The sequence below is a fragment of the Geodermatophilus sp. SYSU D00705 genome, assembly GCF_054050135.1.
Genome location: NZ_JBJGYT010000012.1, coordinates 42,091 through 67,048, shown reverse-complemented (window position 1 = coordinate 67,048; position 24,958 = coordinate 42,091). Strand labels below are relative to the sequence as shown.

Annotated in this window: 28 protein-coding genes, 1 tRNA gene and 1 riboswitch; of the genes, 11 read left to right on the top strand and 18 right to left on the bottom strand. The window is 75.2% G+C overall.

Features of this window, described 5'->3' with window-relative positions:
- Positions 1 to 34: 34 nt before the first annotated feature.
- On the bottom strand, positions 35 to 619 hold the full coding sequence (locus ACI78Q_RS11920) for a hemerythrin domain-containing protein (RefSeq protein WP_456923582.1): 585 nt from the start codon (positions 617 to 619) through the stop codon (positions 35 to 37).
- 248 nt (positions 620 to 867) lie between these two features.
- Between ACI78Q_RS11920 and ACI78Q_RS11915 the strand changes: the two genes are divergently transcribed.
- Entirely contained in the window at positions 868 to 1,005 is a 138-nt protein-coding gene (locus ACI78Q_RS11915) for a hypothetical protein (RefSeq protein ID WP_456923581.1), read from the top strand.
- Between the two features lie 15 nt (positions 1,006 to 1,020).
- Here ACI78Q_RS11915 and ACI78Q_RS11910 read toward each other — a convergent pair whose 3' ends face one another.
- Positions 1,021 to 2,205, bottom strand: coding sequence for an acyl-CoA dehydrogenase family protein (locus ACI78Q_RS11910; RefSeq protein ID WP_456923580.1), 1,185 nt, complete (start codon positions 2,203 to 2,205; stop codon positions 1,021 to 1,023).
- A 99-nt stretch (positions 2,206 to 2,304) separates the two neighbouring features.
- Here ACI78Q_RS11910 and ACI78Q_RS11905 point away from each other — a divergent pair, with 99 nt between their 5' ends.
- The gene (locus ACI78Q_RS11905; protein WP_456923579.1) at positions 2,305 to 3,336 is read left to right on the top strand and encodes an ion channel; all 1,032 of its coding nucleotides are present in this window, start codon (positions 2,305 to 2,307) and stop codon (positions 3,334 to 3,336) included.
- Between the two features lie 3 nt (positions 3,337 to 3,339).
- On the opposite strand, the gene ACI78Q_RS11900 is transcribed toward ACI78Q_RS11905, so the two are convergent.
- Positions 3,340 to 3,846, bottom strand: coding sequence for a mycothiol transferase (locus tag ACI78Q_RS11900; protein WP_456923578.1), 507 nt, complete (start codon positions 3,844 to 3,846; stop codon positions 3,340 to 3,342).
- 157 nt (positions 3,847 to 4,003) lie between these two features.
- Positions 4,004 to 5,248: a serine/threonine-protein kinase gene (locus tag ACI78Q_RS11895; protein WP_456923577.1), complete on the bottom strand. Its 1,245-nt coding sequence runs from the start codon at positions 5,246 to 5,248 to the stop codon at positions 4,004 to 4,006.
- Positions 5,249 to 5,444: 196 nt separating this feature from the next.
- Between ACI78Q_RS11895 and ACI78Q_RS11890 the strand changes: the two genes are divergently transcribed.
- Both ACI78Q_RS11890 and ACI78Q_RS11885 read left to right on the top strand, forming a co-directional pair.
- Positions 5,445 to 5,984 carry a universal stress protein gene (locus tag ACI78Q_RS11890; RefSeq protein ID WP_456923576.1) on the top strand — a complete coding sequence of 180 codons (540 nt, stop codon included), beginning with the start codon at positions 5,445 to 5,447 and terminating at the stop codon, positions 5,982 to 5,984.
- Positions 5,981 to 6,454, top strand: coding sequence for an N-acetyltransferase family protein (locus tag ACI78Q_RS11885; RefSeq protein ID WP_456923575.1), 474 nt, complete (start codon positions 5,981 to 5,983; stop codon positions 6,452 to 6,454). The genes ACI78Q_RS11890 and ACI78Q_RS11885 overlap by 4 nt, the downstream gene beginning before the upstream one ends.
- Here the strand turns inward: ACI78Q_RS11885 and ACI78Q_RS11880 are convergent.
- Positions 6,451 to 6,951: a DUF2505 domain-containing protein gene (locus ACI78Q_RS11880; protein WP_456923574.1), complete on the bottom strand. Its 501-nt coding sequence runs from the start codon at positions 6,949 to 6,951 to the stop codon at positions 6,451 to 6,453. The genes ACI78Q_RS11885 and ACI78Q_RS11880 overlap by 4 nt on opposite strands.
- 206 nt (positions 6,952 to 7,157) lie before the next feature.
- Here ACI78Q_RS11880 and ACI78Q_RS11875 point away from each other — a divergent pair, with 206 nt between their 5' ends.
- Positions 7,158 to 8,528 (top strand): S8 family serine peptidase, encoded by a 1,371-nt coding sequence (locus ACI78Q_RS11875; RefSeq protein ID WP_456923573.1) that lies wholly within the window; start codon positions 7,158 to 7,160, stop codon positions 8,526 to 8,528.
- A 1-nt stretch (position 8,529) separates the two neighbouring features.
- Here ACI78Q_RS11875 and ACI78Q_RS11870 read toward each other — a convergent pair whose 3' ends face one another.
- The 5 genes from ACI78Q_RS11870 to ACI78Q_RS11850 form a co-directional block, all read right to left on the bottom strand.
- Positions 8,530 to 9,282 (bottom strand): alpha/beta fold hydrolase, encoded by a 753-nt coding sequence (locus ACI78Q_RS11870; RefSeq protein WP_456923572.1) that lies wholly within the window; start codon positions 9,280 to 9,282, stop codon positions 8,530 to 8,532.
- Positions 9,283 to 9,286: 4 nt separating this feature from the next.
- Complete coding sequence (locus ACI78Q_RS11865) at positions 9,287 to 9,715, bottom strand: hypothetical protein (RefSeq protein WP_456923571.1); 429 nt, start codon at positions 9,713 to 9,715, stop codon at positions 9,287 to 9,289.
- Complete coding sequence (locus ACI78Q_RS11860) at positions 9,705 to 9,896, bottom strand: helix-turn-helix transcriptional regulator (protein ID WP_456923570.1); 192 nt, start codon at positions 9,894 to 9,896, stop codon at positions 9,705 to 9,707. The genes ACI78Q_RS11865 and ACI78Q_RS11860 overlap by 11 nt, the downstream gene beginning before the upstream one ends.
- 99 nt (positions 9,897 to 9,995) lie before the next feature.
- Positions 9,996 to 10,802: a bestrophin-like domain gene (locus tag ACI78Q_RS11855; RefSeq protein ID WP_456923569.1), complete on the bottom strand. Its 807-nt coding sequence runs from the start codon at positions 10,800 to 10,802 to the stop codon at positions 9,996 to 9,998.
- Between the two features lie 320 nt (positions 10,803 to 11,122).
- Positions 11,123 to 11,596 (bottom strand): DUF6325 family protein, encoded by a 474-nt coding sequence (locus tag ACI78Q_RS11850; protein ID WP_456923568.1) that lies wholly within the window; start codon positions 11,594 to 11,596, stop codon positions 11,123 to 11,125.
- A gap of 631 nt (positions 11,597 to 12,227) precedes the next feature.
- Here ACI78Q_RS11850 and ACI78Q_RS11845 point away from each other — a divergent pair.
- Positions 12,228 to 12,617: a hypothetical protein gene (locus tag ACI78Q_RS11845; RefSeq protein ID WP_456923567.1), complete on the top strand. Its 390-nt coding sequence runs from the start codon at positions 12,228 to 12,230 to the stop codon at positions 12,615 to 12,617.
- 91 nt (positions 12,618 to 12,708) lie between these two features.
- On the opposite strand, the gene ACI78Q_RS11840 is transcribed toward ACI78Q_RS11845, so the two are convergent.
- A tRNA-Ile gene (locus tag ACI78Q_RS11840) sits at positions 12,709 to 12,785 on the bottom strand.
- A 402-nt stretch (positions 12,786 to 13,187) separates the two neighbouring features.
- A riboswitch (cyclic di-AMP (ydaO/yuaA leader) is annotated at positions 13,188 to 13,326 on the top strand.
- A 32-nt stretch (positions 13,327 to 13,358) separates the two neighbouring features.
- Between ACI78Q_RS11840 and ACI78Q_RS11835 the strand changes: the two genes are divergently transcribed.
- Complete coding sequence (locus tag ACI78Q_RS11835) at positions 13,359 to 14,540, top strand: M23 family metallopeptidase (protein ID WP_456923566.1); 1,182 nt, start codon at positions 13,359 to 13,361, stop codon at positions 14,538 to 14,540.
- 68 nt (positions 14,541 to 14,608) lie between these two features.
- Here ACI78Q_RS11835 and ACI78Q_RS11830 read toward each other — a convergent pair whose 3' ends face one another.
- Positions 14,609 to 15,502 carry a maleylpyruvate isomerase N-terminal domain-containing protein gene (locus tag ACI78Q_RS11830; RefSeq protein ID WP_456923564.1) on the bottom strand — a complete coding sequence of 298 codons (894 nt, stop codon included), beginning with the start codon at positions 15,500 to 15,502 and terminating at the stop codon, positions 14,609 to 14,611.
- Positions 15,503 to 15,595: 93 nt separating this feature from the next.
- On the opposite strand from ACI78Q_RS11830, the gene ACI78Q_RS11825 reads away from it, so the two are divergent.
- Complete coding sequence (locus tag ACI78Q_RS11825) at positions 15,596 to 15,847, top strand: hypothetical protein (RefSeq protein WP_456923563.1); 252 nt, start codon at positions 15,596 to 15,598, stop codon at positions 15,845 to 15,847.
- A gap of 373 nt (positions 15,848 to 16,220) precedes the next feature.
- Entirely contained in the window at positions 16,221 to 16,721 is a 501-nt protein-coding gene (locus ACI78Q_RS11820) for a DUF3145 domain-containing protein (protein WP_456923562.1), read from the top strand.
- A gap of 158 nt (positions 16,722 to 16,879) precedes the next feature.
- Here ACI78Q_RS11820 and ACI78Q_RS11815 read toward each other — a convergent pair whose 3' ends face one another.
- From ACI78Q_RS11815 to ACI78Q_RS11790, 6 genes are all read right to left on the bottom strand, one after another.
- Positions 16,880 to 18,292 (bottom strand): acyl-CoA carboxylase subunit beta, encoded by a 1,413-nt coding sequence (locus tag ACI78Q_RS11815; protein WP_456923560.1) that lies wholly within the window; start codon positions 18,290 to 18,292, stop codon positions 16,880 to 16,882.
- Positions 18,293 to 18,390: 98 nt separating this feature from the next.
- On the bottom strand, positions 18,391 to 19,632 hold the full coding sequence (locus tag ACI78Q_RS11810; RefSeq protein ID WP_456923559.1) for a beta-ketoacyl-[acyl-carrier-protein] synthase family protein: 1,242 nt from the start codon (positions 19,630 to 19,632) through the stop codon (positions 18,391 to 18,393).
- A gap of 102 nt (positions 19,633 to 19,734) precedes the next feature.
- Positions 19,735 to 19,974, bottom strand: coding sequence for an acyl carrier protein (locus ACI78Q_RS11805; protein WP_456849652.1), 240 nt, complete (start codon positions 19,972 to 19,974; stop codon positions 19,735 to 19,737).
- Between the two features lie 76 nt (positions 19,975 to 20,050).
- The gene (locus ACI78Q_RS11800; protein ID WP_456923657.1) at positions 20,051 to 20,977 is read right to left on the bottom strand and encodes a beta-ketoacyl-ACP synthase III; all 927 of its coding nucleotides are present in this window, start codon (positions 20,975 to 20,977) and stop codon (positions 20,051 to 20,053) included.
- 119 nt (positions 20,978 to 21,096) lie between these two features.
- The gene (locus ACI78Q_RS11795) at positions 21,097 to 22,299 is read right to left on the bottom strand and encodes an acyltransferase domain-containing protein (RefSeq protein WP_456923558.1); all 1,203 of its coding nucleotides are present in this window, start codon (positions 22,297 to 22,299) and stop codon (positions 21,097 to 21,099) included.
- A 149-nt stretch (positions 22,300 to 22,448) separates the two neighbouring features.
- Positions 22,449 to 23,624: a PucR family transcriptional regulator gene (locus ACI78Q_RS11790; RefSeq protein ID WP_456923557.1), complete on the bottom strand. Its 1,176-nt coding sequence runs from the start codon at positions 23,622 to 23,624 to the stop codon at positions 22,449 to 22,451.
- Between the two features lie 73 nt (positions 23,625 to 23,697).
- Here ACI78Q_RS11790 and ACI78Q_RS11785 point away from each other — a divergent pair, with 73 nt between their 5' ends.
- Together ACI78Q_RS11785 and ACI78Q_RS11780 are read left to right on the top strand one after the other, a co-directional pair.
- Positions 23,698 to 24,387, top strand: a complete 690-nt coding sequence (locus tag ACI78Q_RS11785; protein ID WP_456923556.1) for a phosphatase PAP2 family protein — start codon at positions 23,698 to 23,700, stop codon at positions 24,385 to 24,387.
- Positions 24,384 to 24,932, top strand: a complete 549-nt coding sequence (locus tag ACI78Q_RS11780) for a pirin family protein (RefSeq protein WP_456923555.1) — start codon at positions 24,384 to 24,386, stop codon at positions 24,930 to 24,932. Before ACI78Q_RS11785 ends, ACI78Q_RS11780 begins: the two co-directional genes overlap by 4 nt.
- Positions 24,933 to 24,958: the final 26 nt, after the last annotated feature.

Below are 24,958 nucleotides of genomic sequence, written 5' to 3'. Positions count from 1 at the left end.
GACGGTAACGCGGGAGGAGGGCCGGCGGTGCCGCTCAGTCGGTCTTCTTCCCCCGGCCGCTGACGGCGTCGCGCAGGTGGTCCAGCAGGCTGGCGACCGGGCCGAGCACGGTGCGGACGCCGGCCTCGTTCGGCGTCATCGGGTGGGCGCGCGTGGGCGCGATGGCCTTGACCCGCTCCACCTGCTCCGCCATCCGCACCAGCTCGTCGCGGTCGAACGTCGCCCGCAGCTCGGTGAACATCCGGCTCTCCTCGTGCTCGACGTGGTGCCGGATCTCCCGGATCAGCGTCTGCACCTCGGCGTCGAACTGCGGGTCGTCGGCGTCCATGCGCTCGAGCCGCTTCATGGTCTCCTCGGCCTCGGCGTGCTCGTGCTTGGAGTGCTCGGCCTCCTCCTTGTCCACCTGCTTCTCGACGCGCGGGTAGACCTGGGTCTCCTCGGCCACCGAGTGCTTGACCAGGCCGATGGTGACCTCGTCGACCAGCTCCCGCTTGCTCCGCAGGGCGTCGGGCCCGGTCTGCCCGACCAGCCCCTCGAGCTGGGTGAAGATGCGGTCGAACTCACGGTGGTCCGCGCTCAGCAGGTCGACGACGTCCCGCTGGCCCTCTGTCTGTGTCACGGTGTGCTCCTCCCGGTCGGCTGGCTCCTGGGTTCCCCGCAGGACGCGGCGACACACCGGTCCCACCTGGTCCGTCCCACCCGGCCGGGTTGTTTCGACCATGTGGACAGGGGCACAGGGGACGCGTGGAGTCCTATGCCGTGGGGTTCGCCCGTCCCGACCGCTGGTCGCCGGGGCGACCGACCGAACAGAGTCACCCCTGGCACGCCGTGGAGGCCCATCGGCCTCCGGCCGAGCTGGACGGTGAGGTGGAACTCGCCGTCTGCGGGGCCATCGTGCAGGTCTGGGGTTCGCAGCAGTGGGCGCGCGTCGGCGCGGGCCGCACCGCCTGCCCGCAGTGCCAGCAGATGACCGCGGTGGGCACGCCGCTCAGCGCCGTCGGCTGAGGGGAGGCCGTCCCGTCACCGCGCCGGGCGCCGGCCGCTGATCGCCGAGAGGCCGGTGATCTCCCGGCCCACGATCAGCGACTGCACCGAGTCGGTGCCCTCGAAGGTGAAGACGGCCTCCATGTCGGCGTGGTGGCGGGCGACGTGGTGCTCGAGCAGGATCCCGTCCCCGCCCAGGATGTCGCGGGCGTCGGCGACGATCGCCCGGGCCTTCGCGGCGTGGTTCATCTTCGCCAGCGACGCCATCGCCGCCGTCATCCGCCCGGCGTCGGCCAGGGTGGACAGCCGCCAGCACATGAGCTGCATGGCGGTGATCTCGGCCAGCATCCGGGCGAGCTTGTCCTGCACCAGCTGGTAGCCGGCGATCGGCTGACCGAACTGCTCCCGCCGCAGCGCGTGCGCGAGCGCGAGCTCGTAGGCGGCGGTGGCCAGCCCGAGGGCGCGCCAGGCCACGGTGTACCGGGTGCGGTCGAGCACCGCGGACACGTCCCGGAACGACGAGCAGTGGGCGAGTCTGTTCTCCAGCGGCACGCGGACGCCGTCGAGGGTGATCTCGGCCTGCCACACCGCCCGCAGCGCGGTCTTCCCGGTCATGACGGTGGCCCGGTAGCCCGGCGTCCCCTTGTCGACGACGTAGCCGCCGACCGCGCCGTCCTCGCCGCGGGCCCACACCAGCACGTGGTCGGCGATGGTGCCGTTGCCGATCCACTTCTTCTGACCGTCGAGCACGTAGCAGTCGCCGTCCCGGCGCGCGGAGGTCTCCAGGGCGACGGCGTCCGAGCCGTGCCGGGGCTCGGTGAGCGCGAAGGCGCCGATCCGCTCCATGCGCGCCATCGCCGGCAGCCAGCGCTGCCGCTGCTCCTCCGAGCCGAGCAGGGCGATCGACTGCATGGCCAGGAAGCTGTGCACCCCGTTGAAGGTGCCGACGCTGCCGTCGGCGCGGGCCAGCTCCGCGGCGACGATGCCGGCCGACACCGCGCTCATCCCCGGGCAGCCGTATCCCTGGATGGTGCCGCCGGCGATGCCGAGCGCGGCGATCCCCGGGACGAGCTCGAACGGGAACTCCGCGCGCTCCCAGTAGTCGTTGATCCGCGGCGTGACCTCCCGGTCGCAGAAGGCGCGCACCCGGTCGCGCAGCTCGATCTCCTCCGGGGCGAGGAGCTCCTCGAGGGCGTAGAAGTCGGGGCTGGTCCCACTCACCCGGCGGACGCTACGGCGGGGGCGACCGGGCCGCGCGCCGGACGGCGCCGTACCCGCGGGGGTCGGTTAGGTTGCCCCGGGTCGCCGTCGGGAGGTCGGGTGCCGTTCTTCATCACGCGGGTCGCGCGGCTGCTGCACCTGCGGCTGCGTGGCTGGCGGTTGCCGCTCGCCGTCGCCGTGTTCGTGTTCCTCAGCAGCTGGCTGGCGATGGCGCTGGTCGAGCCGGCGGGCAGCGGCATCGCCGACCCCGGGACCTACTGGTGGTACTTCGCCGTCACCTCGGCGACGGTCGGGTACGGCGATGTCTTCCCGGAGACGCTCGGCGGCCGGCTGGTCGGGGCCTACGTCATCGTCGGCGGCATCGTCACGCTCACCCTGCTCTTCACCTCGCTGGCCGCCGCGCTGCAGTCGGGGAAGGGCAAGAGACTGAGGGGGCTGGTCACGCTGGACCTCGCCGACCACGTCGTCCTGCTCGGGTACGCGCCCGGCCGCTCCGCGCGGATCATCGGCGAACTCGTCGCCGAGCGCGACGTGCAGGTGGTGCTCTGCGCCTGGGACGAGGTGACCGAGGACCCACTGCCGGAGCTGCCCGACGTCCACTTCGTCCGGGGCGATCTGACGTCGGAGGACGTGATGTCCCGCGCCGCCGTCGCCCGCGCCGGGACGGCGGTCGTGGACGTCCGCGACGACAACGAGGCGCTGGCCGTGGCGCTCTCCGTCGCGCACGCCAACCCGCGGATCCACCTGGTCGTCGCCCTGCGCGACCTCGGCCGGCTGGACACGCTGCGCTACGTCCACCCCGAGGTGCAGGCGGTGCAGTGGCACATGCCGTTCCTGCTCACCGAGGAGGCCAACGACCCCGGGATCGCGCAGGTCTACAACGACCTGATGACCAGCGGAGGACACGGCAACACCTACTCGACCCGCGTCCCGGCCGGCTTCGCGCACGCCACGTTCGGCGACTGCCAGACCTGGTTCGGCCGCACCTTCGGGGCCACCGTGCTCGCGCTGCGCACCGAGGGCCGCCTGGTCGTCAGCCCGGCCTGGGACGCGCCCGTGACCGAGGGGGCGACGATCTACTACGTCGCCGGACGCCGGATCGAGCCCGCGCGGCTGCTGGCGACCCGCTGAGGCTCACGCTCCGAGCAGCCCGCGCAGGTAGGCGGCCTGCCCCAGGTGCTGCAGGTCGTCGGAGAGCACGCTGACCAGCCGGACGCCGAGGGTGACCGGCGGGTCCCAGCGCTCGTCGACCACGCGGTCGAGGTCGTCGTCGGACAGGTCGCGCAGGAACTCCGCCGTCCGCTCGTGCACGGCCGCGGAGTACCCCAGCAGCAGCTCGGCCGACGGCACCCGCACCGCGTCGACCTCCTCGCGGCTCATCCCGTAGCCGGTGGCCGCCTCGTCGACGGGCAGGCCGAAGCGGCCGGCCCAGCCGTCCGACGTCCAGACCTGCTCGGTGCCCGCCACGTCGGCGACGTGGTCGTCCTGGACCCGGAGCAGGTGCCAGACCAGCCAGCCGACGGGGTTGGCGTCGGGGCCGACCCGCCGGGCGAGGTCGTCGGCGTCGAGCCCCTCGACGGTGCCCCGGAGGGTCTCGGCGATCTGCTCGTAGGCGTAGAGCAGGAGGTCGCGGCTGCGCATCAGTCGTCGTCCCCGTCCCGCGGCTCGCTCTGCGCCTCCAGGTCGGCGGCCTGCTCGGGCGTCTCCAGCTCCAGGGCGATGTCTCGGGGCTGCGGCTGCTGAGGGTCCGGCGTCGTCATGCCGCGAGCGTGCCGCAGATCGGCCGCGCCCGCGTCTCCTAGAACCAGCCGAGCAGGTACCCCGCCAGGGCGGTCAGCCCGGCGAGGACGGCCAGGGTCAGCAGCAGCAGGGCCACGACGGGGACGACCACCCACCGGCGCTTGAACCGGCGGCGACGCGTCCGGGCGGGGGCGGCGGGCGGGGGCTGCTCGGGCGGCCCGGGCGGCCCGGGCGGCTGGGGCGGCTGGGGTGGCGCTCCCGCCGTCCGGCGCTCCCGCCGCCGGTCGACGAGGTGGCGAGCCTGGTCGCGGGCGTCGCGGGCCACGGCGCCGAGGACGGTCGCCGAGGCCGCGGCGAGCCCCTTCAGGTCGGCGGCGTCGAACCGCTCCAGGCGGCTGCCGTCGCGGGCGGCCCCGGAGGGCCGGTCGGGCGCCGGGCCGCGCGCCGGCGGCGACCACGTGGGTGGGACGCCGGCACCGGCCAGCGCCTCCTCCAGCTGCCGGCGCGCCTGCTCGGCCGTGGTGCGCGCGGCGGGGTCCTTGGTCAGCAGCCCGCGCAGGACCGGCGCCAGCGGGCCGGCGTGCTCCATAGGGCCGGGCGGCTCGGTCACCACCGCCATGAGCGTGGCCATCGGCTCGCCGCGGGAGAAGGCGAGCCGGCCCTCGACCGCGGTGAACAGGGTCGCGCCCAGGGACCACAGGTCCGCCGCCGGGCCCGGCGGCTCCCCGTTGGCCCGCTCGGGCGCCATGTAGGACGGCGAGCCGATGATCGCGCCGGTGGTGGTGATCGTCGGATCGCCGGTGGCGGTCGCGATGCCGAAGTCGGTGAGACAGGCCCGGCCGTCGGGGGCGACCAGCACGTTGGCCGGCTTGACGTCGCGGTGCACGATGCCGGCGTCGTGCGCCGCCGAGAGGCCTGCCAGCACGTCCAGCCCGATCCGCGCGACCGCCGTCCACGGCAGCGGGCCATCCCCGTCGACGACCTGCTGCAGGCTGCAGGACTCGACGTGCTCCATGACCAGCCAGGGCCGGCCGTCCTCCTCCACCACGTCGTAGACGGCGGTGACGCAGGGGTGGTCGAGCCGGGCGGCGGTGCGGGCCTCGCGGAGGGTGCGCTCGCGCAGGACCCGGCGCTCGTGGTCGGACAGGTGCACCGCGAAGGTGACCTCCTTGACCGCGACCGGGCGTTGCAGCTTCTCGTCGGTCGCCAGCCACACGACGCCCATGCCGCCGCGGCCCAGCACCTCGCGCAGCGCGTACCGGCCCCCGACCAGACGCTCTGCAGCAGCGGGTTCCGCGGCCATGGGCGGACGGTACGCCGCAGGGCCGCGCAGCGCCGGGCCGGAGTGCACCGCGAGGCGGAGCGCACCGCGGGACGGTCGGCGGCAGGGCGGCGACGAAGGACCCTGGGCGGCGGCGCCGCGGCGGCCGACGCTGGGGTCGTGCCGGCCGGCCGCCGGGCACCCGGTCCGGCGGGGACGGAGGCCGGGGGAGGGCGTCATGACCCAGCGGGCCGAGGAGGCGGAGGAGCGCAGCCGGGGGCCGCGCGTCGTGGTCGGCGTGGACGGCTCCACCGGGGCGCGGGCGGCCCTGCGCTTCGCGCTGGAGGACGCCGCCCGTCGCGGGGTGCCCGTCGAGGCGGTGACCGCGTACCGGCCGCCGGAGGTCTGGATGGACTTCTACGGGGTGGAGGACCAGGACGCCGACCGGGCCCGGGCGGTCGCCGTCGAGCGGGCCGAGGCGTTCGTCGCCGAGGTCCTGCGCGACGTGCCGCAGCCGGTGCCGGAGGTGCGGGTGCGGGCGGTCATGGGCGTGGCCGCCGAGGGGCTGATCCGCGAATCGGCGGGCGCGGACCTGCTGGTGGTGGGCAGCCGCGGCCACGGCGGCTTCTCCAGCATGCTGCTGGGCTCGGTGAGCATGCAGTGCGCGCTGCACGCGGCCTGCCCGGTGACCGTCGTCCACTCACCGGAGGCACACCGGCACCGGCTGGGCCTGCGCCGGGAGCACGCCGCCCGGGGCGCGCGGACGGCGGTCGGGTGACCCGACGCCTGGTGCTGCGGCCGGCCACGACCGACGACGCGGAACCGGTCGCCGGCGTGCACGCGCGAGCCGGACGGGCCGCCTGGTCGTCGTTCCTGGGCGACGTCCTCGCGGAACCGGAGGTCGGGACGTGGCGCGCGCGATTGGACGAGCCCGGCTTCATCGTCGCCGAGCGGAACGGGCGTGTCGTCGGTTTCGCCCGGGCCGACGACGCAACGGGGGAGGTCGCCTACCTCTACGTGGAGCCCGGCGAGCAGGGCCGGGGGACCGGGCGGCAGTTGCTCGCGGCGGTGCTGGCGGAGCTCCGGGCGACGGGTCACCGGCGGGCCCTGCTGCGGACCGAGGAGCGCAACACCGGGCCCCGGCGGTTCTACGAGTCCGGCGGGTGGCGCCCGACCGGCGAGGTGCTGGAGCGGGACTGGCGCGGGCGCCGGTTGCGCGAGGTCTGGTACGAGCGCTGCCTGGACTAGGCCGGCTCGCCCAGCCAGCGCCGCAGCACCTCGTCCTCGCGGCGGAGCACGACCAGCGCGAGCTCGCGGACGGCGGCCTCCACCTGCCGGCCGACGATCGGCGCGTCCACCTCCGCCTCCGCGGTGACCGTCGACCGGGTGCCGCCGTCGACCGGGGTCAGCCGCCGCTCGCCCCGGACCACCGCGGTGCGCCCGAAGACCTCGGCGCTCACGTGGACGACGCCGTGGTGCCCGGCATCGCCGTCGGTGCCCCACGTGCGCCGGTCCACCACGGCGACCTCCCGGCCGACGAACCGGGTGAACACCGGCGGGATGCCCACGGTGGGCACCAGCAGCCGCATCGTCGTGCGCGGGCCGCCGTCGGCCTCCCCGGTCTCCACGCCCTCCAGCCGGGCACCGAGCGCGTCGACGTAGTCCCGCAGGAAGGCCTCGTCGCTGAGGACGGCGAGGACGTCGTCCGGAGCCGCGGGGAAGGTGGCGGTGTGGTCGATGGGCACGCCGTATCCTCCTCCGTCCGTGACCGCCGCGCCCGCCGGACCACCCGCACGGATGACGGAGAGCCGGGCACGCGTCCACGGAGCGTGTCGACGCGGCCGGGGTCCGCACGGAGGTCGGGCCGTGGCCTCCCGGCGCGGGATTACGGAACCGTACGGTCATGTCGCTCGCCGGTAGGAGCGCCGGCACCGGCCGCTGGAGCAACCGCATGCGCAGGATCACGGTAGGGGCAGTCGTCGGGGCGGCGGCGGTGACACTGGCCGTCCCCAGCGTGGCGGCGGCGGCCCCGGCGGAGGCGCGCTACCTGGTGGTGCTCGCCGACGGCGTCGCCGACCCCGTCCGCGCCGCCACCGACCTCGACCAGCAGTACGGCGGTGAGACGGAGTCGGTGTACGACGCGGTCAACGGGTACGCGGCGGAGATGACGCAGGCCGAGGCCGCGGCCCTGGAGGGCGATCCCGCCGTCGCCTACGTCGTCTCCGACGGGACGTTCGCCCAGCTGGACAGCGAGCCCTTCGCGGTCTCCTGCCAGCAGGGGCCGAGCCCCGCATCCGCGCAGTGCCTGCCCGAGGACGTCGACCGGATCGACGGCGAGCAGAGCAGCACCGCCTCCGGGGACGGCGCCGGCGCGGTGGGCACGAACATCGCCGTCATCGACACCGGGGTGGACCGCAGCCACCCCGACCTGAACGTCGTCGGCGGCGTCGACTGCTCGACCGGCACGCCCGTGGACGCGCCGTCGGCGTTCACCGACGCCATCGGGCACGGCACGTTCGTGGCCGGCGTCGCGGCGGCCCGGGACGACGGCGCCGGCGTGGTCGGTGTCGCGCCGGGCGCGCCCGTCTACAGCGTCAAGATCTTCAACGACACCACCGGGACGGCCACCAACGCGGCGGTCCTCTGCGCGGCGGACTGGGTCACCCAGACCCGGCTCGACGACGACCCCGCCAACGACATCGCGGTGGCGAACATGAGCATCGGCGGGGCGGGCACCGACGACGGGCAGTGCGGTGCGACCGACCAGGACGCCATGCACACGGCGATCTGCCGGTCGGTGGAGGCCGGGACGCTGTACGTCGCCGCCGCCGGCAACTCCACGGTGGACTTCGGTGCCATCGCGCCGGCCACGTACGACGAGGTGCTCACGGTGACCGCGGCCAGCGACTTCGACGGCCGGCCCGGCGGGCAGGCGTCGCCGACGTGCTACGGCACCGACTTCGGACAGCTGGGGGACCGGGACGACGCCGCGGCGTCCTACAGCAACTACGCGACCACCGAGCAGGACCGGTCGCACACCGTGGCCGCGCCGGGGACGTGCGTGACCGGTCCGATGCCCGGCAGCGCCTACGGTGCCGCGGCCGGCACGAGCTTCAGCGCCCCGCTGGTCTCGGGGACGGCGGCGCTGTGCATCGACGCCGGGATCTGCTCCGCGGGCGACCCGGTGGCGACCGCCGACCGGATCCGGGCCGACGCCACCGACCACAACACGGCCGACCGGGCCTACGGCTTCGAGGGCGACCCGGTGCGGATGGCCGGCGAGCGCTACTACGGCTTCCTGGTGCGCGCCGCGGCGTACTGACTCACGGCGAGGAGCCCTCGATCCAGGCGCGCACGGTCGCGGAGAACAGGTCGGGGGCCTCGACGTTCCAGTCGTGGCCCACCCCGGGCACGACCCGGCCCGCGGCGACGGGCAGGACGGCCGGGATGGTCTCCACCGCCCGCCGGATCAGCGCCGACTCCCGGCCGCCCGCGAGCGCGAGCGTCGGCGTCGGCACCGCGGCCATGGAGCCAGGGAGGGTGTAGCCGGCGACCTCGGCCGTGATGCGGCGGCGGGTCCGCGGGCTCATCGCCGGCACGTCCGCGGTGAAGGCCGCGCGGATCCGCGGCGGCAGGCCGAGGGCGCGGGCCCGGGCGTCGACGAGGCGCCGGCTGCGCACCTGCGCCGTCGTCAGCCAGGCCTGCGGAGCGAGCAGCCAGCGGTGCGGCCACGGTTCGGTGGTCACCCCGCTGACGACCGCCCGCTCCAGGACGTCGGGATGACGCTCCAGGAGGGTCAGGACGACCTGGCCGCCGAGTGAGAGCCCGACGACGTGCGCCCGCCTGCCCGGCGCCCGGGCCCGGACCAGCGCGGCGACCCGGTCGGCGGTGTCGGCCAGCGAGGTCCACGGCACGTCGCGGCTGCGGCCGTGCCCCGGCAGGTCCACGCCCAGGCAGAGGTGGTCGGCGAACGCCGGCACCTGCTGCCACCACATCCAGCTCGCCACCCCGACGCCGTGCAGGAACACGATCGCCGGCGCGCCGGGCGGGCCGGCGGCCTCGGCGTGCAGCGACACGACCTCAGCTCCGGCGGCTGACCACCGCGAACGCGGTCGCGCCCACGGCCACCTCCGCGAACAGCAACAGGGCCAGCACCACCTCCACGCGGGCGCCGAGCCCGATCGCGAGCGCCGCGACCCCGGTCAGCGGCAGGGCGAGCAGGCCGAGCACGGCCAGGGCCCGGGTGAGCAGGGCGTCGTCCCGCTCGTCACCGGTCTGCGTCCACGCCCGCTCGAAGCTCGTGGCCGAACCCGGACGCCGGCGCACCCGCCACGCCATCACCGCGACGGCGACCAGCGCCACCGCCGCGCCCTGGAGGAAGCCCAGCCCCGTGTTGCCCGGCCCGTACTCCTGCAGCAGCAGCCCGACGGCGATGAGCAGCGCGACCGCCGCGAGGACGGCGCCGAGCGCCAGCGCCGTCTGGGTGCCGGTGCGTCGGTCAGTCGACATGGAAGATCTCCTCGACGGTGCGCTGGAAGTGGCGGGCGATCGCGATGGCCAGGGGGAGCGAGGGGTCGTAGCGGCCGGTCTCGATGGAGTTGACCGTCTGCCGCGAGACCTCCAGCGCCTCGGCCAGCTCGCGCTGCGAGAGCCCGCAGGCCAGCCGCAGCGCACGGACGTCGTTCTCCAACGGACACCTCGAGGTGGTCAAGGGGGCTTGTCGCGACAAGCGTGCTTGACACCCTCGGCGGGTGTCAAGCCTCCTTGTCTCCGGCTCGGTGCGCGGCCCTCAGTCGGGAGCGCTGGATGCGGGTGGACCGGACATGGAGGCATGGACGTCCACGAGGGGGGTCGCCGGGACCCGGATGAGGCCCCTGGCCGGGCGGTCGAGGTCGAAGGTCACCACGAGCAGGACCGTGACGAGCAGGGCCGCGACCACCGTCGTGGCCAGACCGCGCCGGATGGAGGACAGGTGCAGGGCGAGGTGGAGGGCCAGCGCGCCGAGAGCCACAGCAGCCCCGACGACCTCCACGACGAGCACGGCCGTCGGCACACGGTTCGTCAGTGCGTACACACGGGTGGACTGCGCGTCGAACATCTCGTTGAGCGACTCGACGTACAGACGGGGGGCACTGGCGACCGGTTCTCGCTCGAGAGCGTCTCCGGCCAGCGACCAGAGCCGGCGCTGGTCGCGCTCACTCGCTGACAGTGCCGCCTGCTGGGCGGGGCTTCCCGGCACCGAGTCGGCGATCTCGATGCTGGTCCGGGTGTACCGCCGCAGCACGTCGAGCGTCTCGGTGCGCATCGGCTCGGGAAGGGTCTGCGCGCGCAGGTAGGTCGTACCGATGGCGTTGGCTTCGTCGACGGTGTCGGCCCTGCGGGTCTCGTACCGTCCCAGGGCGAGGCTGAGGCCGAAGGCGAGGAGCAGGCCCATGAAGCCGATGAGCGCCCCTTGCAGCACCCCGAGCGGCTCTCGGAACCTGTCCGATGAACGGCCCATCCGCTGGCCGATGAACAGCCCGCCGAGCGTCGTGCCGATCATGACCAGACCGAGCAGAGCCGCCAGCACCCAGGTGTTCAGCCCGAAGAACAGCATGCTGCCCCCTCCGGGCCACGTGGCCTCCGCAGGAGAGTGCTCGGGGCGACCCGAGGCGCCTCCGACGCGGCGCAGCACCCGGCCGGACCGGAGGGCGCATCTGTCGCGGCTGAGGCGGGGTGCGCTGCCGGCGAAGCGGTCAGCGACGTCGGTAGCGTCGGTCCTCTCGCCGGTCCTCTCGCCGGTCCTCCCGGCGGTCGGTGCGCCTCGCCACTCCGTGGGCGACGACCGCGGCGGTCCCAACGGTCACAGCGGTGCGGGCGACCGGGGCGGGCCCGATGACCGCGGCCCGGCGCATCCTCCTGGCTGCCAGTGGCATGTCAGTCCTCCTGTCTCGCGTCGTCCTCGTCGAGCGCGGCGAGCATGGCCTGGACCGGGATGCGGCCGCTGGCCACCAGCTGGCCGCCGGCGTGCCGGACGGCCGAGGCGAACGGGGCCGCCCAGGTGTTCTCCCAGACCAGCAGCGCCGCGGTGCTCCCTGGCTCGATGGCCGCTGCGACGGCCAGGACGTCCTGCTCGCTGAGCAGCATCGCGAGCTCGCCCTCGTAGGCCCGCAGGGCGCCGACGTCGGACTCGGTGACGTCGCCGAGCTCGAAGAAGTCGAGCGTCCCGTCGTCGTCCTTCCGGATGAGCAGCAGGTCCAGGACCCGGACCATGCCGCGGTCGACCAGCTCGGCGAGGGCGGGGGCGATCTCTCCGTTGAACCTGCTCCCGGGGAACTCGACGACGATCCAGTCGACCGGTCCGAGCTCGTCGACGGCTTCGCGGGCCTCTGCGGTCACCTGTTGTGTCACGCCGCACCTCCCTGTGTCGGCCGGGGCATGGCCCTGGTGGGTGACTGGAGGATCTGCTGGTTCGGCCGGCCGGTCCTCACCCCTCGAGGACGACCTGCCGCGGCGAGGACCCGGCCGGGCCACTCCGGGGTCGCCGCCGGCTCTCGCCGTCAGCCGGCGGGGGAGGCTCCGTGCGGCCACCGAGCCGCCTGCCCGGGGCCGGCCGCGGACGCGGTCGACGGCCTGGTTGGGGGAGGAGGTGCCGAGCTTGCGGTAGATGGAGGTGACCTGTGCCTCGATGGTGTGGACCGACAGGTGCACCGACGCAGTGCTGATCACGCTGTTGCTCGTCATCGGCACCCTGCTGGTCGCGGATGGGCTCAGGGCTGCATGAGCATGGCGGCGCCTCGGATGGGAACCGGTGGGGCGGGTGCGGCTCGAACTGGCGGTTCGTGTGTCCACCGCCCTAGGTGTTCACGGATGGCGCGCGCCGCGTACGGCCAGCTGGACAGCCGTGCCGGACCGGTGCTAGGACGGTCCCCGTCCTGTCGCCCGCGAGCTGTGCCGTCGCGAGCGAGAGAGGGGATCGAGGCCGGCCATCGGGTGACGATCGCTACAACGCTGAGGGGCGATGGCTGTGAGAAGACGTCGCATGGCAGTTCCGGCGGTCGCGGCATCGACGGTGATCGGGGTCGTACTCGCGCCTGCGGCCCTGGCCGGCACGGTGCCTGTCGTCACCACGACGTGTCCGAAGACGCTCACCGTCGCCACGTTCGAGCCGGGGGAAGAGGTGTCAGGCAACGCGACCGTGACCTCACGGGACGCAGCGGACCGGCTGAACCGAGGTGAGGGCCTCTTCCTCCTGGAGGAGGGCACGTCCAGGCCGTTCACCATGGCGGTGCACCTGGGCGCCGAGAGCGACGTGAGCCAGCCCTTCTCCTTCACCGCGTCGGGGACCTCGCTGAGCGCTTGCCTGCTCGCGACGACTCACGGTGGTGGCGAGGAGAACATCGGCACCGTGTGGACGAACGTGACGGCATAGCACCTGGGCCATCGCGGGTCGCTCCGCGGGGGAGCTGAGCCGGGACCGGGACGAGGCCCGCAGGACCGAGGCCCCGGCCTGCGGGCCCGATTGGTGGGGCGGGTGGGGCTCGAACCCACGACCCAGGGATTATGAGTCCCATGCTCTGACCGGCTGAGCTACCGCCCCGGTGTGCTCCAGCCTGCCAGATGGCGGCCGGCCGCCGACGGGGCCGTGAGGGTGAGCCCGCCGGGCGGTTTCGGGGAACTGTGCGCGACATCTCAGCGGCGGCGGCCCGGTGCCCGGGACGTGGCCGGGGCCGCCTGCGGCCCACCGCGCGGCCCGGGCCGTCCTCGCAGGTCACCGCGGGAGTCGCGCGAGCGGTGGAGCGGTCCTGAAGATCAGCTCTCCGGGGTCGCGTACTCACGCCTCGTAGCGGGATGTCACTCCTTCGGGCAACGAGGCGCGCCGGAGGTGTTACTCGATCGTGACCGCGGGGGGTCACTCAAGGTAGTTTTCCCGACGGCCTCGCCGGGTTCCGCTCCTCGACACACGAGGGCACCGGCCTGGCCCCGCCGAACCGCCGACGCCTCCCTCCGGGGGCCGAGACGGACCGGGGACCCACCGTTCCACTGGGGTGAGTCCTGCCTGCGTAGGGGGACGCAGGCGGGTAGGGCGCCGTCCGGCCCGAACCCGTCAGCTAACTCGGTAGGCGGTCGCGAGGATGGGAGAACCGTCGCCTTGGCGACCCTGCACCACCTGATGACCCTGCCTGCGCGCGGAGCGCCGGCCCGCCGGCTGCTGCGTGCGCCTCGCCGGGCGCTCGTCGTCGCCGCCGTGGTCGGCGGGCTGCTGGCCGGCACCCCGGCCGCGCTCGCCGCCCCCACCGTCTCCGGCACCTCCGAGCAGGAGAGCCTGGCCGCCGAGGTCGCCCGCATCGAGCAGCTGGTCACCGCCGCCGAGGAGAAGCTGCAGCGGATGACCGTCGAGGCCGAGGCCGCCGCCGACGCCGCTCTCGTCGCCCGCGCGGAGCTGGCCACCGCCCAGGCTGAGGCCGATGCCACCGCCGCCGAGCTGGCCACCGCCCAGGCCGACGTCGCCGCCGCCGAGGAGGACGTCGCCACCCTGGGGCGGGAGGCCTACATGGGGGCCGACAACCGCTACGGCGACATCGAGCTCATCCTCGACGCCGAGAGCCCCACCGAGTTGCTGCAGCAGGCGGCGACGATGGACGTCCTCGGCGCCCAGCGCGCCGCGCGGCTGACCGACTTCCTCGCCGTCGAGCAGCGGGTCGAGGAGGCCGACCGGGCCGCCCGGGCCGCGGTGACCCGGCTCGACGAGGCCGCCCGCGCCGCCGACGAGGCCGAGGCGGCCGCCACCGCCCACCTCGCCGAGGCGCAGTCCGAGTACGACGCCGTCGCGGCGCAGAAGGCCGCTCTCGACGAGCAGTACCGCGCCGCCGGCGAGCGCCTGCTCGCCGCGCAGGGCGCGGCCGACCCCGCCGCCGCCTTCAACGCCCGGCTCGACGCCCGTGCGCAGGGCACGACCGGCATGCCGACCGCCGGCCGGCTCACCTCCTGCTACGGCGCCCGCTGGGGCACGATGCACCAGGGCATCGACATCGCCGCCCCCATCGGCACCCCGATCTACGTGCCGGAGGACGGCGTCGTCCTCCAGGCGGGGCCGGCCAGCGGCTTCGGCCTGGCCGTGTACGTGCAGCACGCCGACGGTCAGATCACCCTCTACGGCCACGTGAACCAGTTCTCCGTCACCGCGGGCCAGGTGGTGACCGCGGGCCAGCAGATCGCCGAGGTCGGCAACCGTGGCCAGTCAACCGGGCCGCACCTGCACTTCGAGGTGCACCAGGGCGGCCTCTACGCCAACCGGGTCAACCCGATGCCCTGGCTGGCGCAGCACGGCATCGCCCTCGGTGGCGGGTGCTGACCTCGACCTGACCTGACGCGGACGGCCCGCGGCCCCCGGTGCTCCGGCGGCCGCGGGCCGCCGTGCGTTCAGCGGCGGCCGCGCAGCCGCCCGAGCAGGCCGCCGACGCCGCCGAGGGTCTGCGCGGCCAGCTGCAGGATCGGCCCGCCTGGGATGCCCGGCGCGACCTGGACGACCGGGGCCAGCGCGAGCAGCCCGCCGAGCTCGTGCACCCGCAGCCGCCGCCGGGCCAGCGCCGCGACCGGGTTGACCCGACCGGAGGCCGCCTCGAGCAGCAGGTCCGCCGGCGCCTCCACGGCGGTGCCCTGCGGTGCTCCCGGGGCCACCCGCCGCACGGTCCAGCCCGCCGGGTCGGCGGCGAAGGCCCAGCCGCCCTCCGGCGTCGCCAGGGTGGCGCCGCCGGTGATGCCGACGGACGCGGACAGGGCGCCGGTCACGTCCGCGAGGGCCGCCAGGCCCGCCTGCAGGACCGGCTCCGGCACCGGCGGGGCGCCGCACGCGGTGAGATCCAGCCCGTGCACGGCCAGCTCGTACGCCTGACCCAGGACGACGCTGAGCAGGGGCAGGGTGCCCACGACCGCGACCGCCGGTGCGGTGTCCAGCTCGACGGGCCCATCGGCCAGGTAGCGGGCGGTGGCGTCGCGGTTGCGCCGCAGCGCAGCCAGCACCTCCTCCCGCGTCGCGTCCCGGTGGGCGGCGGTGACCCGGGCGTTGGTCGGGTCGACCTCCGGCGGTGTCCCCGCACCCCCGGCCCGCGCGGAGGCGACCAGGTCGGCCAGCGCCGTGTGGTCGTCCCAGCAGCCGAGGTGGACGCAGATCTCGTGCGCCCGCCACCCGGGCAGCCGTGAGGGCCGGTCGAGGTCCACCGCCTCCGCCTGGGCGAGGAAGGCGTCCCAGGCCGGCAGGACCAGCCCCGCGACCTCGTCACGCCCCGCGTCGGCCATCCCCTGGGATCGCTGCATGGCCCGGCCGTTACCCCGGCAGTCCCGCGGTGTACGCCTCCGCCGTGCGGGGCCGTCTTGTCCGCCGGGGCCGGTCCGGCCAGCCTGGGCGGCATGACACGCAGCGGCACGACCCGCGGCACGGTGATCCGCTGGGACGACGCCCGGAGAGCCGGCCTCGTCGAGGCCCCGGACCTGCCCGGCGACTGCTGGGTGGACGCCTCGGTCGTCGACGGCCCGCGCCACGCGCTCCGCGCCGGGCAGGTGGTCGACGTCGAGTGGACCGAACCGGGGGTCGAGGGTGCGGCGTTCCGGGCGACGCGGGTGGTGCCGCGGGAGGACCTGCAGGCCACACTCGGTGCGTGAACCCCGGGTGTCCTGCCGGTGCACACGGGTGTTCGCCGCTACCCTGCGTGAGGGCAGCGCGGTGCCGCCTGCCGGCTCCTGACGGCCGTTCCGCAGGCCGTGCCGTGGCTCGAGCAGGAGGTGCAGGAGGGCGCGAGCGCACGGTGGACGGGTGCACCGTCACCGTGGTATGGCCGCTGACCAGCGCGTAGTGGTCCCCCTCGTGACCATCCGTCACATGTGACCCATCCGCCTCATCCGCACTGGCGCGATGGGGTGACCATCGTGCAAACTGTTCCCAGGACCCCTGGTCCACAACCGCCGAACACAGCCTGTCACCGAATCGATCGTCCGTTGGGGAAGACGAGACCGATCGAGTCGATGGAGGTACCCCGTGCAACGACGGTCTACCCAGGGTGTCGTCTTCGTGCACGCGTGCCCGAAGGCGCTCTGCCAGCACGTCGAGTGGGCGCTCGAACGCGTCATCGGCGCGCCGGTCTCCCTGTCGTGGGCCGACCAGCCTGCGGCACACGGTTCCTTCCGTGCCGAGGTGGCCTGGACCGGCGCCCCGGGCACGGGAGCGAAGCTGGTCGCCGCGCTGCGCGCGTGGCCCATGCTCCGCTTCGAGGTGACCGAGGACGCCAGCTACGGCAACGACGGCGAGCGCATGTCGTACGTGCCCGGCCACGGTGTCTACCGCGCGCCCACGAGCGCCAACGGCGACCTCATCGTCACCGAGCAGCAGCTGCGTCACCTGGCCGCCACCGCGACCTCCATCGAGGCGTTCCGGCACGGGGTGGACGAGCTGCTCGGCGCCGCCTGGGACGCCGACCTCGAGGTCTACCGGCACGCCGGCGACGGGCAGCCCGTGACCTGGCTGCACCAGGTGGTCTAGATCACGATCTGACTACGACGGCCCGGTGGCACCCGAGCACTCGTCGTAGGCTGAGGCCGGTCGTCCGGACGTCGTCGGGGAAGCGGCGTCCGGACGACCACGAGCCCACGTCAGGGCCCGGCACCCCCAGGGGTGCCGGGCCCTGACGCGTTCCCGGCTCAGAGCGGGATGTTGCCGTGGGCCCCGCGTCCGGGCGGGGCCGCCGCGAGGGCGGCGATCAGCCGGCGGCGGGTGCGCGAGGGCTCGACGACCTCGTCGACCACGCCGATCTGCAGCGCCCGGTTCACCCCGCCGGCGATCCGCTCGTGCTCGGCCGCCAGCTGGACGTGCAGCGCCTCCCGCTCGCCGGGCGGGGCGGCGGCCAGCTTCTTCCGGTGCAGGATGCCGACGGCCGCCTTGGCGCCCATGACGGCGACCTCGGCGCCCGGCCAGGCGAACACGGCCGTCGCCCCCAGCGACCGGGCGTTCATCGCGATGTAGGCCCCGCCGTAGGACTTGCGGGTCACCAGCGTCACCCGCGGGACCACCGCCTCGGCGAAGGCGTGCAGCAGCTTGGCGCCGCGCCGCACCACGCCGTCCCACTCCTGCCCGACGCCGGGCAGGTAGCCGGGGACATCGACCAGCACCACCAGCGGGACGCCGAAGGCGTCGCACATGCGCACGAAGCGGGCCGCCTTCTCCGCGGAGGCGGAGTCCAGGCAGCCGCCGAGCCGCAGCGGGTTGTTGGCGACCACGCCCACCGTCCGCCCGGCCAGCCGGCCCAGCGTGGTGACGATGTTCGGCGCCCAGCGCGGGTGCAACTCCAGCCCCGGCCCGTCGAGCACCGCGGCCACGAGCGGCTTGACGTCGTAGGCCCGGTTGGGCTTCTCCGGCAGCAGGGCGCGGAGGTCGACGTCCGGCTCGGCGTCGGCCGGGGCGAGGGAGCCCTGCGCGGCCAGCAGGGAGACCGCCTCACGGGCGGTGTCGAGCGCGGCCTGCTCGGTCTCGGTGACCACGTGGACGACGCCGCTGCGCCGGCCGTGGGTGTCCGGGCCGCCGAGGCGCTCCATGTCGACGTCCTCACCGGTGACCGACCGGACGACGTCGGGGCCGGTGACGAACACCCGCCCGGCCGGCCCCATGATCACGAGGTCGGTGAGCGCCGGGCCGTAGGCGGCGCCGCCGGCGGCCGGGCCGAGGACGACGGAGATCTGCGGCACCCGCCCCGACGCCCGCACCATGGCCTCGAAGACCTCACCGACGGCGTGCAGCGCGGTGACGCCCTCGGCCAGCCGGGCGCCGCCGGAGTGCCAGATGCCCACCACCGGCAGCCGCTCACGCAGCGCGGTGTCGATCGCGTCGACGATGTGCCGGCAGCCGTCGAGACCCATGGCGCCGCCCATGACGGTGGCGTCGGTGCAGTAGGCGACCGCCGGGCTGCCGGCGACGGTGCCGCGGGCGGCCAGGACGCCGGAGGTGTCCCGCGGGCCGAGCGGCGTCATGGAGCCCGCGTCGAAGAACCGCTGGAGGCGGTCGGCCGGGTCACGAGGGTCCGGCGCGGTGGGGACGGGAGCGGCGGACAGGACTGTCACGGGACCTCCGGGGCCTCGGGCTCGGGCGGTTCAGGGCAGGCGCCATCGCTGCACCGGCCCCGGGGCAGGGGCCGGCGCAGTCGGGAGGGCGGGACCGCTCAGGCGGTGGTGAACACCAGCGCGATGTTGTGGCCGCCGAAGCCGAACGAGTCGTTGACGGCGGCGGAGATCTGGGCGCGCCGCGGCTCGCGGCGGACGATGTCGAGGGCCTGGACGGCGGCGTCGTCGTCCGGGTCGTCGAGGTTCGCCGTGGCCGGCACGACCTGCTCGCGCAGGGCGAGGACCGTGAAGACCGACTCCAGCGCCCCCGCGGCACCGAGCAGGTGCCCGGTCTGGCTCTTGGTGGCCGTCACCAGGACGTGCTCGCCGATCGTGTTGCGGATCGCGGCCGCCTCCGCGGTGTCGCCGACGGGCGTGGAGGTGGCGTGGGCGTTGACGTGGCCGATGTCGGCCGCGGTGAGCCCTGCGTCGCGGATCGCGGCGGCGATGGCGCGACCGGCGCCCTCGCCCTCGGGGTGCGGGGCGACGAGGTCGTAGCCGTCGGCGGTCGCGCCGGCGCCGGCCAGGCGCGCGTGCACGCGGGCACCGCGGGCCTTGGCGGCATCGGCCCGCTCGAGCACGAGCGCGGCCGCGCCCTCGCCGAGGACGAACCCGTCGCGGGCCTTGTCGAACGGCCGGGAGGCGCGCTCGGGCTCGTCGTTGCGGGTGCTCATCGCCCGCATGGCGGCGAAGCCGGCCATCGGCAGCGGGTGGACGACGGCCTCGGCGCCGCCGACCAGGACGACGTCGGCGCGGTCGAAGCGCAGCAGGTCCAGGCCCCAGCGGATCGCCTCCGCGCCGGAGGCGCACGCACTGACCGGCGCGTGCACGCCGCCCTTGGCGCCGATGGACAGCCCGACCGCGGCGGCCGGGCCGTTGGGCATGAGCATCGGGATGGTGAAGGGGGAGACCCGCTTGGGGCCCTTCTGCTCGAGGACGTCGTCCTGGCCGAGCAGGGTCAGCGCCCCGCCGATGCCGGTGCCGAAGACGACGGCGATCCGCTCGGGGGCGACGCCGGCGTCGGCGGCGCCGGAGTCGCGCCACGCCTCCTCGGCGGCGACCACGGCGACCTGCTGGCTGCGGTCCAGCCGGCGGGCCCGCACCCGGTCGAGCTGCTCGGCGGGGTCGGTGGGCAGGGTCGCGGCCAGCTGGGCCGGGAACTCCTTGACCCAGTCGTCCTCGAGGCGCCGGACCCCCGACCGCCCGGCCAGCAGTGCGTCCCAGGTGCTGGCCACGTCGCCACCGAGCGGCGTGGTGGCACCGAGTCCGGTGACGACGACGTCGCCGACTGACGTGCTCATGACGGGTTCCTCCTGGGACGTGCGGCCGGGGGCCGGGGTTCGGCCCCCCCTGCGGGGTCCCGCTGCGAGCTCGCGAGCGGTGGGGGGCAGGGGGGTCCTTCTTCAGCCCTGGTTCTTCTGGATGTAGCTGATGGCGTCGCCGACGGTCTTGATGTTGCCGAGTTCGTCGTCGGGGATGGCGACGCCGAACTTGTCCTCGACCGCGGTGGCGATCTCGACCATCGACAGGGAGTCGACGTCGAGGTCCTCCGTGAACGACTTCTCGGGGGTGGCGTCGGCAGGGGCGACGCCTGCGACCTCCTCCAGGATCTCGGCCAGACCGGTCTGGATGTCCTCGCTCACGCGGGGTCCTCTCTCTCGGGTTGGGCGGGGGTCCCGCCGTCGGGCCCTGGTGGCCCGGTGCTTTCGTGGGTGCCCGTCAGGGCAGGCGGAACACCTGACCGGCGAAGGTGAGTCCGGCGCCGTAGCCGAGCACGAGGGCGAGGTCACCGCTCTTGGCCTCGCCGGACTCCAGCAGCGCGGTCAGCGCCAGGGGGATCGAGGCCGCCGAGGTGTTGCCGGACTGGACGATGTCGCGGGCGACGACGGTCCGCTCGCCGAACCCGAGCCGCTTGGTCATCGACTCGACGATGCGCAGGTTGGCCTGGTGCGGGGCGAAGACGTCGATGTCCTGCGGGCCGACGCCGGCGGCCTCCATCGCCTCGACCAGGGTGTCGGTCAGCCGGGTGGTGGCCCACCGGTAGACGGCCTGGCCGGCCATGGTCATCGTCGAGCTGCCCGCGGCGATCTCGATCGCGTTGTGCTGGTCGCCGTCGCTGCCCCACACCACCGGGCCGACGGCCGGCTCGTCGGACGGGCCGAGGACGGCGGCGCCGGCCCCGTCGGCGAAGATCACCGCGGTCGACCGGTCGGTCAGGTCGGTGACGTCGGTCAGCCGCTCCACGCCGACCACCAGCGCGTGCCGCGCCGACCCGGTACGGATGGCGTCGGCGGCCACGCCGAGGGCGTAGCAGAAGCCCGCACACCCGGCGTTCAGGTCGAACGAGCCCGGCCGAGGGACGCCCAGCCGGTAGGCCACCTGCGGGCCGATGCCCGGGATCGGCGCGCGCAGGCTGGCGCTGGCGACGATCACCAGGTCGACCTGGTCTGGGGAGAGCCCGCCGGCCGCGAGCGCCTTGCCGCCGGCGGCCACCGCCATGTCGACGAGGGTCTCGTCCTCCGACGCCCAGCGCCGCTCGGCGATGCCGACGCGGGTCCGGATCCACTCGTCGTTGGTCTCCATCGTCTGGGCCAGCTCGTCGTTGGTGACCCGCCGACGTGGCCGGTATGCGCCCAGGCCGAGCAGCCGCGCACCCGGCGCGCCGTCCCGCAGTCTGATGCGACGACTCGGCTCCGTTCCGCCCTCGTTCCGATCCTCGGTCGCTGGCGCTCCCTGCGATGCTCGCTCGGGCGTCACGTTCGTGGTCACTCCGCAACCTCCGGGTAGAGACGGGCGATCGGGTCGCCTGCGTCGACCAGGTCTCCCTCGTGCACGAGCCACTCGGCGAGTACCCCGTCGTACCCGGCTGAGACGTTGACCTCCTCGCGGCGGCTGCGGATCAGCCCCAGCGGGCTGCCGGCCGGCAGGCGGGTGCCCTCGGCCACCTCCGCCGGGCTGACCGTGCCGCGCACCGGGGAGACGACGACCCGCCAGTCGGGCAGGTGCTCGGCCTCGACCCGGCCGCGCTCGGCGGCGATGAGCTCGCGGGCGCGGTCGAGGTCGGCCGGGCTGCTGACGGCGAGGATCTCGACGTCGGCGCCCTTCCACTGTCGCTTGGCCAGGCCCGCCAGCGCCCCGGCCGGGGGCAGCTCGATCACGGCCGTGACGCCCAGGTCCCGCATCGTGTCCAGGCAGGCGTCGAAGCGGACCGGGCTGGTGACCTGGCTGACCAGCCGGGCCAGGGCCTCGGCGCCGGAGGGCACCGCGGTGCCGTCGGCGTTGGAGAGCAGCAGCCGGCTCGGGTCGGCCGGGCGCAGCCCGCCGACGAGGCCCTCGAGCTCGGCGCGGGCGGAGGCCATGTACTCGGTGTGGAAGGCGCCGGCCACCGACAGCGGCATGATCCGCGCCTTGGCCGGCGGGTCGGCCTTGAGCGCAGCCAGCCCGTCGAGGGGACCGGCGGCCACGACCTGGCCGCCGCCGTTCATGTTGGCCGCCACCAGGCCGTGCTCGGCGAGCTTCGCGGCCACCTCGTCGGGGTCCCCGCCGAGGACGGCGGACATGCCGGTGGGGGTCTGCGCGCACGCGGCGGCCATCGCCCGCCCGCGGACGGCGGTCAGCGCGATCGCCGCCTCGACGCTCAGCACGCCGGCGAGGGCCGCCGCGGTCAGCTCGCCGACGCTGTGCCCGGTGATGACGACGTCCCGGCCGGCCTGCGGCGTGTGCGTCACCGGGCCGGGCAGGCCGCCGAGCTCGCGGGCGATGAACAGGCTCATCGCGACCACCAGCGGCTGGGTGACCGCGGTGTCCTTGATGGCCTCGGCGTCGCCGGTGGTGCCCAGCTCGAGGAGGTCGGCGCCGGCGATGGCACCGGCCCAGCGGAAGAAGGACTCTGCGTCCGGGAGCTCCAGCCAGTCGGTCAGCATCCCGGGTTTCTGCGCACCCTGTCCGGGGGCGAGGACGGCCAGCACCTCCTCACCGTGTCAGACATCGGGGCCGCGCGTGGTGGGGAGCGGCACGAAAGCACACCGGTGCTCTTTGGAGGGTTCCTACAAAGGAAGCGCCGTTCCGGGCGCGTTCGTCGAGTGCCGGTGGTGGGAACCACACTGTCCTGCGGGTCTCAGTGCCAGAGCGAGCGGTCCTGGTCGAGGGCGGCGAGGGCGAGGGCGACCTGCAGGGTCCACCCACCGCGCGCGTCGGTCGCGGACAGCCCCGTCAGCTCCGTGGCCCGCTTGAGGCGGTACCGCACGGTGTTCGGGTGGACGAACAGCACCCGGGCGCTGGCCTCCAGGTTGCCGCCACTGGCGAGGACCGCGCGCACCGTCTCCAGCACCTCACCGCCGGCGCCCTGCAGCGGCATCGCGACCCGCTCCTGCAGCGTGGCCCGCGCCACGGGATCGCCGTCCAGGGCGCGTTCGGGCAGCAGCGCGTCGGCCGGCACCGGCCGCGGCGCCCCGGGCCAGGCTGCGGCCGCCCGCAGGCCGGCCAACGCGGCGGCCGCGGAGTCCCCGGCGCGGCTGAGGGAGTCGACGACCGGCCCCATCACGACCGGGCCGGGGCCGAACTCGTCGCTGACCCGCTCGGCCACCGCCTCCAGCCGCTCCGCCCCGCCCAGCACGACGACGAGCTGGTCGGCGTGCACCCCGACGAGCACCTCGCTGCGCAGCTGCCGGGCAGCGCGGCGGGCGGCGCTGTGTGCGTCGCCGGCCACCGGGGCCGAGCCGACCAGCACGGTGACCGGGCTCATCGCCGCCCAGCCCAGTGCCGACACCCGGCCCGACAGCTCCTCGGTGCGCTCGCCGCGGACCAGGGCGTCGACCACCAGTGCCTCGAGGCGGGCGTCCCAGGCGCCGCGGCTCTCGGCGAAGCTCGCGTAGACGTGGGCGGTGGCGAAGGCGACCTCGCGGCTGAACTGCAGCACCGCCAGGCGCAGCGCGTCGGCGTCGCCGGGCTCGGCCACGGACTCCACGAAGTCGTCCATCACCTCGACGACCACCTTGATCAGGTCGACCGTGTGCTTGAGCGGCACCACGCGCGCCAGCTCGCGGGGGGCGGCGCCGAACACCTCGCCGGTGAGCCGCGGCGGCCGGGTGGGGGTGCGGCACCACTCCACCAGCGAGGCGATGCCGGCCTGCGCCACGAGCATCACCCAGGAGCGCTGGTCGGCGGGCATCGTGCGGAACCACGGCAGGTCGTCGTCCATGCGGGAGACGGCGCGGGTGGCCAGGGACCCCGAGGCGCGCTCCAGCCGCCGCAGCGTGGCGGCGGAGGGCGGGCGGATTCCCCTCTCGGACACGGGACCCACCCTGCCACGCGCCGCCGACAGGGCCCGGATCGTCGCCGGGCGCGGGGTCGGGGAGAGTGGGGTCGTGGACGTGCTCCGGCGGGTCGGGACGGCGGTGCCGCGCCGGCGTGCCCTCGCCGCGGCCGGCGCCGGGCTGGGCGTGGTCGGTGTCCTCGGTGCGGGGGTGCTGGTCGGCTTCGCCCCGCAGGTCCGGCTCGACGAGGCGGTGAGCCGGGCGCTGTACGCCGGCGACGACCGCTCGCGCGCACTCGATGTGCTGCTGGAGGTGCTGACCACACCCGGGGTCGTCTGGTTCCGGGTGCTGGTGTCGCTCCCGTTGCTGTTCTGGCTGGGCGCCCGCCGGGCCTGGCGGACCGCGGCGTGGGTGGTCACCGCCAACGTCGTCGTCGGCCCGCTGACCGCCGCGCTCAAGGAGCTGGTGGGCCGGGTGCGCCCCGCGTTCGAGAACGGCGGTGCCACCTACGAGGGGCTGAGCTTCCCCAGCGGGCACTCCTCCGGCATCGCCACGCTGGTGACCATCGCCCTGGTGCTGGCCTGGCCGCGGCTGGCGCCGGGGTGGCGCGGTCCCGCCCTCGCCGCCGGGGTCGCGCTGGCGGTCCTGGTCGGGCTGACCCGGATGTGGCTGGGCGTGCACTTCCTCTCCGACGTGGTCGGTGGCCTGGCGCTGGGCGTCGCGTGGACGCTCGCGGTGGCCGTGGCCTTCGACGCGCTGCCCGGTGGACGGGCCGCCCTGCTGCCCCGGGAGATGTCATGACGGGCCTGCGCTCCGACGTGCTGCTCGAACCGGACGACGGCTCGCTGGGTCCGCTGCTGCGGCTCGCCGACGACCGCCTCGCGCCGGGCACCGGGTACGGGCGGCACCCGCACCGGGCGGTCGACGTGGTGGCCGTGGTCCTCGCGGGGGAGTTGCGGCACGGGTGGGGGAGCGGCGCGCTCATGGCCGCCGGGGACGTCGCGGTGTTGCGGGCGGGCACCGGCCTCGAGCACGACGAGGTCGCCGGGGACGCCGGAGCCCACGTCCTCCAGACGTACCTGCGCAGCGCCGGCCCCGACGAGGCCGCCACGCACGAGGTGCACCGCAACGCGGACGGCTGGGTGGACCTGCACCGCGCCGACGCGCGGCTCTGGATCGAGACGGTGGACGACGGCACCTCGACGACCGTGCCCCCCGGCCTGCTCGTGCTGGCCGGCCCCGAGGGCACCCGGGTCGAGCGGCAGGACGGCGGGCCGGTGACCGGCCCGGTGGTGGCCGTGGTGTGGGAGCTGGACGCCGGCCGTCCGTCCTGGGCCTCGGACTGAAGCCGCCGCCGGCCTGGTGGACAGTG

Coding starts and splice junctions, on each gene's coding strand:
- ACI78Q_RS11830 (WP_456923564.1), bottom strand. CDS start 15,502: ATGCAGCGATCCCAGGGGATGGCCGACGCGGGGCGTGACGAGGTCGCG.
- ACI78Q_RS11825 (WP_456923563.1), top strand. CDS start 15,596: ATGACACGCAGCGGCACGACCCGCGGCACGGTGATCCGCTGGGACGAC.
- ACI78Q_RS11835 (WP_456923566.1), top strand. CDS start 13,359: ATGACCCTGCCTGCGCGCGGAGCGCCGGCCCGCCGGCTGCTGCGTGCG.
- ACI78Q_RS11845 (WP_456923567.1), top strand. CDS start 12,228: ATGGCAGTTCCGGCGGTCGCGGCATCGACGGTGATCGGGGTCGTACTC.
- ACI78Q_RS11780 (WP_456923555.1), top strand. CDS start 24,384: ATGACGGGCCTGCGCTCCGACGTGCTGCTCGAACCGGACGACGGCTCG.
- ACI78Q_RS11890 (WP_456923576.1), top strand. CDS start 5,445: ATGACCCAGCGGGCCGAGGAGGCGGAGGAGCGCAGCCGGGGGCCGCGC.
- ACI78Q_RS11895 (WP_456923577.1), bottom strand. CDS start 5,248: ATGGCCGCGGAACCCGCTGCTGCAGAGCGTCTGGTCGGGGGCCGGTAC.
- ACI78Q_RS11865 (WP_456923571.1), bottom strand. CDS start 9,715: ATGTCGACTGACCGACGCACCGGCACCCAGACGGCGCTGGCGCTCGGC.
- ACI78Q_RS11810 (WP_456923559.1), bottom strand. CDS start 19,632: ATGAGCACGTCAGTCGGCGACGTCGTCGTCACCGGACTCGGTGCCACC.
- ACI78Q_RS11875 (WP_456923573.1), top strand. CDS start 7,158: ATGCGCAGGATCACGGTAGGGGCAGTCGTCGGGGCGGCGGCGGTGACA.
- ACI78Q_RS11855 (WP_456923569.1), bottom strand. CDS start 10,802: ATGCTGTTCTTCGGGCTGAACACCTGGGTGCTGGCGGCTCTGCTCGGT.
- ACI78Q_RS11900 (WP_456923578.1), bottom strand. CDS start 3,846: ATGCGCAGCCGCGACCTCCTGCTCTACGCCTACGAGCAGATCGCCGAG.